The sequence below is a fragment of the Gemmatimonadota bacterium genome, assembly GCA_016209965.1.
GTDB lineage: Bacteria > Gemmatimonadota > Gemmatimonadetes > Longimicrobiales > RSA9 > JACQVE01.
Genome location: JACQVE010000158.1, coordinates 1 through 9,818, shown reverse-complemented (window position 1 = coordinate 9,818; position 9,818 = coordinate 1). Strand labels below are relative to the sequence as shown.

The 9,818-nt window shown below is 69.1% G+C and carries 9 protein-coding genes; 7 read left to right on the top strand and 2 right to left on the bottom strand.

Translation table 11 applies throughout. The annotated features are described in order from the left end of the window. A partial coding sequence (locus HY703_06490; protein MBI4544822.1) for an LON peptidase substrate-binding domain-containing protein occupies positions 1–890 on the bottom strand: 890 nt, incomplete at its 3' end. Between the two features lie 460 nt (positions 891–1,350). On the opposite strand from HY703_06490, the gene hutU reads away from it, so the two are divergent. The 5 genes from hutU to HY703_06465 all read left to right on the top strand — a co-directional run bounded on the left by hutU (position 1,351) and on the right by HY703_06465 (position 7,000). Next, a complete protein-coding gene (gene hutU, locus HY703_06485) occupies positions 1,351–3,039 on the top strand; it encodes a urocanate hydratase (protein ID MBI4544821.1) in 1,689 nt (562 codons plus the stop codon). Beyond that, positions 2,948–4,441 carry a formimidoylglutamate deiminase gene (locus HY703_06480; protein ID MBI4544820.1) on the top strand — a complete coding sequence of 498 codons (1,494 nt, stop codon included), beginning with the start codon at positions 2,948–2,950 and terminating at the stop codon, positions 4,439–4,441. The genes hutU and HY703_06480 overlap by 92 nt, the downstream gene beginning before the upstream one ends. A 121-nt stretch (positions 4,442–4,562) precedes the next feature. Next, positions 4,563–4,805: a hypothetical protein gene (locus HY703_06475; protein MBI4544819.1), complete on the top strand. Its 243-nt coding sequence runs from the start codon at positions 4,563–4,565 to the stop codon at positions 4,803–4,805. 29 nt (positions 4,806–4,834) lie between these two features. Continuing rightward, positions 4,835–5,665, top strand: a complete 831-nt coding sequence (locus HY703_06470; protein ID MBI4544818.1) for a hypothetical protein — start codon at positions 4,835–4,837, stop codon at positions 5,663–5,665. 210 nt (positions 5,666–5,875) lie between these two features. After that, positions 5,876–7,000, top strand: coding sequence for a site-2 protease family protein (locus tag HY703_06465; GenBank protein ID MBI4544817.1), 1,125 nt, complete (start codon positions 5,876–5,878; stop codon positions 6,998–7,000). Between the two features lie 235 nt (positions 7,001–7,235). Here HY703_06465 and HY703_06460 read toward each other — a convergent pair whose 3' ends face one another. Further along, positions 7,236–7,883 (bottom strand): hypothetical protein, encoded by a 648-nt coding sequence (locus HY703_06460; protein MBI4544816.1) that lies wholly within the window; start codon positions 7,881–7,883, stop codon positions 7,236–7,238. Positions 7,884–7,957: 74 nt separating this feature from the next. Between HY703_06460 and HY703_06455 the strand changes: the two genes are divergently transcribed. Beyond that, the gene (locus HY703_06455) at positions 7,958–9,424 is read left to right on the top strand and encodes a sigma 54-interacting transcriptional regulator (protein MBI4544815.1); all 1,467 of its coding nucleotides are present in this window, start codon (positions 7,958–7,960) and stop codon (positions 9,422–9,424) included. Positions 9,425–9,432: 8 nt separating this feature from the next. Next, positions 9,433–9,818, top strand: a 386-nt coding sequence (locus tag HY703_06450; protein MBI4544814.1) for a hypothetical protein, incomplete at its 3' end; no start/stop codon positions are given.

Genomic DNA, 9,818 nt, shown 5'->3' with positions numbered 1-9,818 from the left:
TCCGTCACCCACTCGAGGTAGGTGCGAATGACCTGGTACTCCGCCGATTGCGGATGCGTCCGCTCCAGCCGGTGCAGCTCCCGCTCCACTTCCGAGCACGCCTCCGCCGGCAGGTCCAGCGCTGCGATCCGCCGCTTCAGCTCCTGAACCTCGTTCCCTTCCTCGTCCTCGCCCAGCTCCTTCTGGATCGCCTTGAGTTGCTCGCGCAGCACCATCTCCCGCTGCTTCTCGCCCAGCTCCTCCTGCACCTTCTGCTGGATCTCTTGCTGCGCCTCCAGCCGCAACAGATCCCGCTCGACCGCCACCAGCACTCGCCGCATCCGCGGCTCGACCGCCGTCAGCTCGAGCAGCTCCTGCTTCTCCAGCGGCGGGACTTCCAGGTAGAAGGCGACGAGGTCCGCAAACGCACCCGGAGACTCCACCCCCTGTACCAACTGCCCCAGCGCTTCATCCGGGATCCCGCGCCGGCGCCCCAGCTCCACCGCCCGCTCCCGCAGCTCACGATCCAGCGCGATGAACGCAGCATCCTCCACCTTCTCTGCCCCCTGCTCCGGAAGCAGCTCCACCGCCGCCAGCAACATCCCGTGCGCACCGCTGTCGTAGGACAGCGCCACCGCACGCTGCTCCCCCTGGATCAGAAGCTGCAAGCCGCCCCGGCCCCGCTGCGTCTGGACGACCCGAACCACTACGCCCATCTCGTGCAACAGCTCCGGCGTGGCATCCTCCACGTTCTCGCGCTGGCAAACCGCAAAAAGCCGGCGCTCCCCGTCCATCGCCCGCTGTATCGCCGCCAGCGTGCCCGGCCGCCCCGCACTGATCGGTACCGCCACGCCCGGAAAGACTACGGTCTCCCGCAGCGGCAAGACCGGAAGCTTCACCTGATTAGCCATCTACAGCTCACCTTTCCGCCTGGGAACGGGCAGTCCGGCAGGACTGCCCCGAGGCACTCCCCTGCTCAGGCAGGTTGCTTGCCACCCGCCCCAATACCCGCCATCCGCCCCACAGTTGCACGCTTTTCCCCTGGTTTCAATAGGCACTGAAATATAACCCGACCCCCGCCAGAATGACAGCCGCCGCGACGCCGCTGCCCCGGCGGCAGTGCGGCGGTGGAGCTAGGGCTGGGGCTGGGGCTAGGAAACGAATCTGGCAGCATCCGATTGCAGTGCCGATCCCGATCCCGATCCCGGTCCCGGGGCGACCCGGGGTCCGAGCCCCAGCCCCGGCCACAGCTCCAGCCCGATTTCCGGCCGCTCCAGATCGCGGGGCGGATGCGCCGTCCGAGCCCCAGCCCTAGCCCTAGCCCCAGCCCTCGCCCTATTCTCGAGTGGCAAACGGCTGCGGGAGGCAAGCATGGCGGAGATTCAGCGGTCGCGGGTGGTGCGGGCGCCGCGGGGTGCGGAGCGGAGTTGCCAGGGTTGGGCGCAGGAGGCTGCGCTTCGCATGCTGATGAACAACCTGGACCCCGAGGTGGCGGAGCGTCCGGAGGAGCTGGTTGTTTACGGCGGCACGGGGAGGGCGGCGCGGAGCTGGGAGGCTTTCGAGGCCATGGTTGCCTCGCTGCGGGCGCTGGGGAACGACGAGACACTGCTGGTCCAGTCGGGGAAGCCGGTGGGCGTGTTCCGGACGCACGAGTGGGCGCCGCGCGTGCTGCTGGCGAACAGCAACCTGGTGCCGCGCTGGGCGACCTGGGAGGTATTCCGGGAGCTGGAGCGCCGCGGTCTGATCATGTTCGGCCAGATGACGGCGGGCTCCTGGATCTACATCGGCACGCAGGGCATCCTGCAGGGGACGTACGAGACCTTCGCAGCCGTGGCGCACGAGCACTTTGGCGGTACGCTGGCGGGGCGTTGGGTCCTGACCGGCGGCATGGGTGGTATGGGTGGTGCACAGGCGTTGGCGGCGACCATGAATGAGGCGGCGATCCTGGTGATCGAGGTGAACGAGTCGCGCATCCGCCGTCGTCTGGAGAGCGGGTACTGCGACCGCCTGACGCGGGAGCTGGAGGAGGCGCTCGGCTGGGTTCAGGGCGCCGCCTTGCGCAGCGAGCCGCTGTCCGTGGGGCTGGTGGGGAACTGTGCAGAGGTGCTGCCCGAGCTGGTCCGGCGGGGTGTGGTTCCGGACGTGGTGACGGACCAGACGTCGGCTCACGATGCCTTGAACGGCTACTATCCGGCGGGATTGGCGCTGGCGGAAGCGGACGCGTTACGCGAGCGCGACCCCGAGCAGTATGAGCGCCGCGCCATGGAGTCCATGCGTGTGCACTGCGAGGCGATGGTCGAACTGATGCGGCGCGGCGCAGTCACCTTTGATTATGGCAACAACCTGCGCGGGCAGGCTCGAGATGCCGGCTTTGCGGATGCTTTTGCCTACCCGGGCTTTGTGCCCGCATACATCCGGCCGCTCTTCTGCCAGGGTAAGGGCCCCTTTCGCTGGGTTGCCCTCTCGGGCGAAGCTTCGGACATCCGGCGCACGGACCAACTGGTGCTCGAGCTCTTCCCGCGGGACGAGCATCTGCAACGCTGGATCCGGATGGCGCAGCAGAAGGTGCATTTCCAGGGGCTGCCGGCCCGCATCTGCTGGCTCGGGCAGGGGGAGCGCGCCCGCTTCGGTCTGGCGCTGAACGACCTGGTTGCCCGTGGCGAGTTGAAGGCCCCCATCGTCATTGGCCGCGACCACCTGGACACCGGCTCCGTGGCCTCGCCCTTCCGCGAAACGGAAGGCATGCGGGATGGCAGCGACGCCATTGCCGATTGGGCGGTACTGAACGCGCTGCTGAACACCGCCTCGGGCGCGAGCTGGGTCTCCTTCCACCACGGTGGCGGTGTCGGCATCGGCAATGCGCTGCATGCGGGCCAGGTGATCGTGGCGGACGGCTCGGGGCAGATGCGCGAGCGGCTCGAGCGTGTGCTGACCAATGATCCCGGGATCGGGATCGCCCGCCACGCCGATGCGGGCTACGAGCTGGCGCTCGAAACCGCGGCCCGGCACGGCATCAAGCTGCCCATGCGGGAGGCACCCCGTGCCTCTACTGATTCCTGAGCTGATCTACCATGCCGGCCGCTTCCACAGCGGTTGGGCGCTGGAGTACGACGCCGTGCGGGGCCGCATCCTCCGCGTCGGCCCGGCCGTGGAGCTGGCCGGCGGCGGCGCAGAAGCTGGCTCCGAGCGGCTGCCCGGCCGGGCGCTGCTGCCCGGCTTCACGAACACGCATTCGCACGCCTTCCAGCGCCTGATCCGCGGCCGCACGCAGTGGCGCACGGCGGCAGAGCATTCCGATTTCTGGAGCTGGCGCGAGGCCATGTACGCCGCCGCGCTCGCGCTCTCGCCCGAGGCCGTCCATGTCGTGTCGCGCTTCTGCTTCCTCGAGATGCTGCGCGCCGGCTACACCAGTGTGGGCGAGTTCCATTACCTGCACCGGGGTCCGGACGGACGGTCTTACCACGAGCCGACCGAGCTGGCCCTGCGCGTGCTGGCTGCCGCCGACGAAGTGGGGATCCGCATCGTCTTGCTCGACACGTGCTACGCGGCGGGCGGGATCGGCCAGCCGCTGCGGCCGGAGCAGCGCCGCTTTGCCACCCCCGATCTGGACGAGTTCCTGCGCCACGCCGAGCGGCTCGTCGCGAGCAGCCGCACCGCCGGCGCTGCCACCGTGGGCATTGCCGCCCACAGCCTGCGCGCGCTCCCGCGCAACTGGCTCGGCCCGCTGCGCGCGTTTGCCGCGCAGCAAGGCATGCCGTTCCACATGCACGTGAGCGAGCAGCCGGCGGAGGTAGAGGCTTGCCGGGCGGCTTTCGGGCTGCGCCCGGTCGAGCTGCTGGCGGACGAGGGTGTGCTGGACGAGCGCTTCACCGCGGTGCACGCCATCCACCTGAGCCCGCGAGAGATCCGCTTGCTGGGCCGCGCCCGCGCCACCGTTTGCGCTTGCCCCAGCACCGAGCGGGACCTGGGCGACGGGATGGTGCCGGCCGCCGCGCTGCTCGCGGCCGGTGCGCGCCTGGCCCTGGGCAGTGACAGCCAGATGGCGGTGGACCCGTTCGAAGAGATGCGGCTCCTGGAATACCACGAGCGGTTGCAAAAGCAGCGGCGGGTGATCCTGGCCAGCCCCGCAGGCGCGGACGCCGGGCGCCTCGAGGCGGCGCCCCTGCTGCTGGGAGCGGCTGCCGCCGCCGGCGCGGACGCGCTCCACCTCGATGCCGGACGCCTCGAGCCCGGCCGACTGGCCGATTTCATTGCCATCGACCTGGACCACCCCGCCCACGCCGGCTGGACCGCCGACACGCTGCCCGCGCTACTGGTCTTCGCCGCGCCAGCGGCGGCCGTGACCGATGTGTGGGTGGGGGGACGACGCCACCTGGCCGGCCGGCGGCACGACCTGGATGGCGACGCTGCTGCGACCTATCGCGCTGTGGCAGCGTCCCTGCCCCCGGGCGGCGCCGCCTGAAACGAAATTGCGCGCCGCAGGACTGACTGCCCGCTCACCCCGGGACATCACCGGAGCGCGGGCCGACCCGCTGAAACCGACCCGGCACTCGTTGTCTATTGACAGCGGCTCCGGTAGTGTAATGGTCAGCGAGGTCGAGGGCGACGTCGAGGTCGACACCGGCTCGGGCAGCGTCCTCCTCTCCGTGCCGCCGCAGCTCGGCGCCGAGGTCGAGATCGATGTGGGCAGCGGCGGCATCGATTTCGATCTGCCGGTCCAGGTAGTGGAGATGAAACGCACATACTTCCGCGGCCGCATCGGCGATGGGGACGGCCGCATCGACATTGACACCGGCTCCGGCGGCGTGAAGCTGCGCCAGGGCTGACAGTGCCCGCCCGGAGGGGGACCACGACCATGAAGCCACGGAATCCGGCGGTACTGACCCTCGCCTGCCTGCTAGGCGCGTGCGCGCCCGCCGGACCACGCGGCCCCGCGCCCGCCAGCCTCGCCTACACCCTGCCGGCCACCAGCCCCGTGAGCTACACCGCCGCCGATACCGGCAGCTTCGACCTGCAGGTCGCGAAAGTCGAGATCGCTTCCTCCGCCCGGATCGAGCTGGGCTTCCACCCCGCGGGCGAGAAGCTGCGCGTCACGGCTCGCTTTGCTGATTTCGATGGCCGCTTCAGCAATTCCATGGGAGGCACGATCAGGGCCGACGAAAGCGATGTCCAGGGGGAGTTCGTCGCCGAAGTGGACCGCCGCGGCCGGGTCGAGGTGGTGCAGATGCCGGAGCTGTCGGACCAGTTTCGCGCCGTGGCCGGCTCGCAAAACGTGATGCTCGACCTCTTCGTGCGGCTGCCCGGCCGGCCGATCGAGCCTGGGGTCGCCTGGACCGACACCATCCGGGGCGAGGAGACGAACGAGGGGCTGACATCGCGCCGCGAGTCGCTGGTCACCTCGACCTGGAGCGGCGACACCGTGGTGGCAGGCCAGACGCTGCGCGTCATCACCTCCCGGGAGTCGAACACCCTCACCATCAGCGGCAGCAGCGAGGGCGTCGAGCTGCGCCAGCAGCTCAGCGGCACGAGCACCGCCCGGACGCTGTGGGATCCGGCGCGCGCGCTACTGGTCGAGCGCGTGGCCGCCGGCGAGCTGAAGGGCACGCTCGACCTGCCGGCCATGGGCATGACCGGCATCCCGGTCCAGGCCAGTGTGCGGGAGCGCCTCGAGCTGAAGCACCCCTGACCTCGAGATCTCGACTCGAGCTGAAGCACCCCTGAGCCGAATCCCCCTCGACGTGCGGAGTTTACCCTGAGCGAAGCCGAAGGGCCCGCTCAGGATGACGGCTGGCGCGCTGTCCCCGCGGAACAGCGCTTGCGCCGGGCTGTGGGGGGCGTTAAAAACTGCGCTTAGAGGCGCGGCGCGGCAGGAGACCGAACGGGCGAGGGGGACGGCATGGGCGACTTCCGACTGGGATCGATCTTGGGATTCGAGATCCGGATCGATTTCTCGTGGTTCATCATCTTCTTCCTGATCCTCTGGACCTTCACGGTGGGCGTGTTTCCGGCCAGCTTCCCGGGCCTGTCGCGCGAGCTCTACATCGGCATGGGGGCCGCCGGCACTCTTCTCTTCTTTGCCTCCCTGCTCGCGCACGAGCTGTCGCACTCGCTGGTCGCACGCTCGAAGGGGATCCCCGTCGAGGGCATCACGCTCTTCATCTTCGGCGGGATGTCGCGGACGCGACTCGAGGCGGAGAGCCCGGGAGACGAATTCCTCATCGCCGTCGTCGGGCCGGTCTCGAGCCTGCTGATCGCCGCCGCCTTCCTCGCCCTTTGGTGGGCCGGCGGCCACTGGGACTGGAGCCCCGCCCTTACCGGCGTCGCGCAGTACCTGGCATTCCTCAACTTCATGCTCGCCGTCTTCAATCTGCTCCCCGGCTTCCCGCTGGATGGCGGGCGGCTGTTCCGGGCCGCGGTGTGGAAGGTCACCGGTGATGTGACGCGCGCCACGCGCCTGGCCTCCGCCGGCGGCAAGTGGCTGGCCTATCTGCTGGTGGGGTTCGGGATCTGGCAGGTGGTGCAGCGGAATGTCGTGGGCGGCCTCTGGCTCATCTTCATTGGCTGGTTCCTGCGCAATGCCGCCATCCTGAGCTACGAGCAGCACCTTGTCCGGGGGGTGCTCGAGCGGGTCCGTGCCCGCGAGGCCATGACTCGCGATCCCGAGACGGTGCCGCCCGAACTCACACTGCAGCAACTGGTGGATGACTTCTTCCTGCGCCGCCGCTACCAGGCGTTCCCCGTGGCGCAGGACGGGCGCCCTGTGGGCCTCATCACCCTCCACCAGGTGAAGGATGTGCCGCGCGAGGAGTGGCCCCTGCGCACCGTGTCGCAGACCATGACCCCGCTGCAAGCGGGGATCCTGGTGCGCCCCGAGGACACGATGTCCCGCGTCCTCGAGACCATGGAGCGGTCGGGCGTGCGGCGCGTGCTGGTCACCCGCGATGGGCGGCTCGAGGGGATCATCAGCGCGAGCGACGTGGCCGCCTGGCTCAAGCGAGTGCGCGAGCTGGAAGAGGTGTGACTCCGCCTGGCGAGCGGCGCGGCCGGCGCGCGGCCGCACGGGCGGAGCCTGCACCGGAGCCGCTGCTGGTCATACCCACGCCCAGCCAGATTCTGCCTCAAACTAAGTGGTCGATTCCGCAAATACGGCCGCCGTACTTACGAACTCGACCACTAAGGAGTCGCCGTAACGCAGCCGTGCCGTAATGCAACGGCCGCGTACCGTTGCCAAGAGGCTGACTCGACGACTGCGCGACTCAGATCAGGAAGGAAACTACCAGGATGATCAGCAGCAGGACGCCGATCACGCCGATCTCGACCAGCGAGAGGGCCACGGTTTCCGCCGCCTCGACCTGCGAGAGTCGGGCGGCGAGCGCCGTCCCCTTGATCATGAGCAGCAGCCAGGTCCCAATGGTGAGCAGCTCGAGTCCACCTACCAGCCAGGGCACCCAGTCGGGGACCACGGGTCGGGACGCGGACAAGAGGCTGGCCTCGTACCAGGCCAGCTCGATGGGTACAATCACGGCCAGCAGCGGCAGGAACCCCCAGGTCGAGTAGCCGAAGACGGCGTACATGCGCTCGGCTTCGGGCTCGCCGCGCAGCGTTTCCGCGCTCCAGGAGAGCAGCCCGCCGGCAAAGTAGAGGGCGATCAGACCCAGCACCGCCCCGCTCAGCACCACGGCTATGGCGGCGCGCAGCAATCCCATGCGGTCCCCCAGCGCGAACGCCTGCGCCGCCACGTAAGCGACGTAGACGCCGGAAACGGCGGAGAAGAAGAGCACGGCCCCGGTCTTGCCGCGGGCAAACAGCAGCGGAAAAACGGTCGAAGGCTGCCACACCAGCGCCAGTAGCTCGGCTGGCAGCGATGGCGCCGGCGCCCGCGGGGGAAGGGTGGTGGAGGACATGGCAGCCACCTGTTATGTTGTCCGGTGCAGCCTAAGAAATCCCTTTTGCTTGCCTTGCGCAAGGGTTGTGCAGTATGCCTGTTCCCTCTCGCCCCGCCACCGTAGGGGATCTCAAGCGCAGCGGCTACCGGCCTCGCCCCGTCAAGGACGAGATCCGCGCCAACCTGCTGCGCAAGCTGGCCGCGGAGGGGCCGCTCTTCCCCGGAATCATCGGCTACGACGACTCCGTCGTGCCGCAGGTGCTGAACGCCTTGCTGGCGCGCCAGAACTTCGTGCTGCTGGGGCTGCGCGGGCAGGCCAAGAGCCGGATCATCCGCCAGCTCGTTTCGCTGCTGGACGAGGAGATCCCCATCCTGGCCGGCAGCGAGGTGAACGATGATCCGCTGCGCCCCATCTCCAAGTACGGCCGTCTGCTGCTCGAGGAGCAGGGGGATGCTGCGCCGGTCCTGTGGCTGCCGCGGGAGTCGCGCTTCGTGGAAAAGCTCGCCACGCCGGACGTTACCATCGCGGACATCATTGGCGATGTCGATCCCATCCGCGCGGCGCGCGGCGGCCACGTGCTGGCCGACGAGCTGACCATCCACTACGGGTTGCTGCCCCGGGCCAACCGCGGCATCTTCGCGCTCAACGAGCTGCCGGATCTGGCGGGCAAGATCCAGGTGGGGCTGTTCAACATCATGCAGGAGGGCGACGTCCAGATCAAAGGCTACCCGGTGCGGCTGCGGCTGGACGTGCTGCTCGTCTTCACGGCCAACCCGGAGGACTACACGGCGCGAGGGAAGATCATTACGCCGCTCAAGGACCGCATTGGCGCGGAGGTGGCCACGCATTACCCGGAGACGGTAGAGCTGGGCATGGCCATCACGCGGCAGGAGGCCTGGGTCGAGCGGGATGGCCGGCTGGTGGACATCCCAGAGTTCGTGGCCGAGAGCATCGAGCGAGTGGCGTTTCTCGCGCGCGCCGACAAGCGCGTGGACCAGCGCTCCGGCGTGAGCCAGCGCATGCCGATTACGGTGCTGGAGAATGCGGTCTCGAACGCGGAGCGGCGCGCGCTACTGGTGGGCGAGGCGGTGATCGTGCCCCGGCCCAGCGACATTTACGCGGCACTGCCAGCCATCACCGGGAAGCTCGAGCTCGAGTACGAGGGCGAGCTGGTCGGCGCGGGCAGGGTCGCCCGCGAACTGGTGGCGCAGGCGGCGGCGCAGACCCTGCGCGCGATCCATGAAGACCTGCCGGATGCCGCGTTCGATGAAGTGGTCAGCCACTTCGACCAGGGGGGCGTGCTCCAGCTCGGCGATGCCGCTTCGGCGGAGGCCTGCCTGGAAGGTTTTGCCCTGGTGAGCGGATTGCTGGACGCCGTGCAGGAGCTGGGGCTCTGCCGGGAGAATGCGCCGGCCTACACCGTGGCCGCCTGCGAGCTGGTGCTCGAGAGCCTCGTCGCCGAACGGCGCATCAGCCGCTCCGAGAGCGGAAGCTATGCCCGCGCACACCGACGAGCGACGCCACCCGGACCGGCCGGCCCACCGAAATTCGAGGTGTGAGCAGCACCATGCGCCTTACCACCTACACCAGGTACACTGGCCGCTGGCTCGACGCGCTGAACCTGGAGGCGCTGCTCGAGCGCCTGGCGGACTTCCTGCTGCAGAGCGGCTTTGCCGGCGGCTCGCACTACGAGCCGTGGGGGGGCTGGAGTGGTGAGGAGGCGGACTCGTCACTCGATGCCCTGAAGCAGGAGCTGCTCCGGGCGCTCATCGAGAGCGGGCAGCTCACGCCCCAGATGCTGGATGAGCTGCGGGGCGAGGGCAAGGGGGACGAGGCGGTGCGGCAGGAGATCGCGGAGCTGCTGGATCGGCTGGTGCAGCGGCTGATCGAGGAGGGGTATCTCAACCTCGCCGAAGCGCCAAAGCTGCCGGATCGTCACACGGCCTTGCCTGG

Coding starts and splice junctions, on each gene's coding strand:
- hutU (MBI4544821.1), top strand. CDS start 1,351: ATGGCGGAGATTCAGCGGTCGCGGGTGGTGCGGGCGCCGCGGGGTGCG.
- HY703_06470 (MBI4544818.1), top strand. CDS start 4,835: ATGAAGCCACGGAATCCGGCGGTACTGACCCTCGCCTGCCTGCTAGGC.
- HY703_06475 (MBI4544819.1), top strand. CDS start 4,563: ATGGTCAGCGAGGTCGAGGGCGACGTCGAGGTCGACACCGGCTCGGGC.
- HY703_06465 (MBI4544817.1), top strand. CDS start 5,876: ATGGGCGACTTCCGACTGGGATCGATCTTGGGATTCGAGATCCGGATC.
- HY703_06460 (MBI4544816.1), bottom strand. CDS start 7,883: ATGTCCTCCACCACCCTTCCCCCGCGGGCGCCGGCGCCATCGCTGCCA.
- HY703_06455 (MBI4544815.1), top strand. CDS start 7,958: ATGCCTGTTCCCTCTCGCCCCGCCACCGTAGGGGATCTCAAGCGCAGC.
- HY703_06480 (MBI4544820.1), top strand. CDS start 2,948: ATGCGGGCTACGAGCTGGCGCTCGAAACCGCGGCCCGGCACGGCATCA.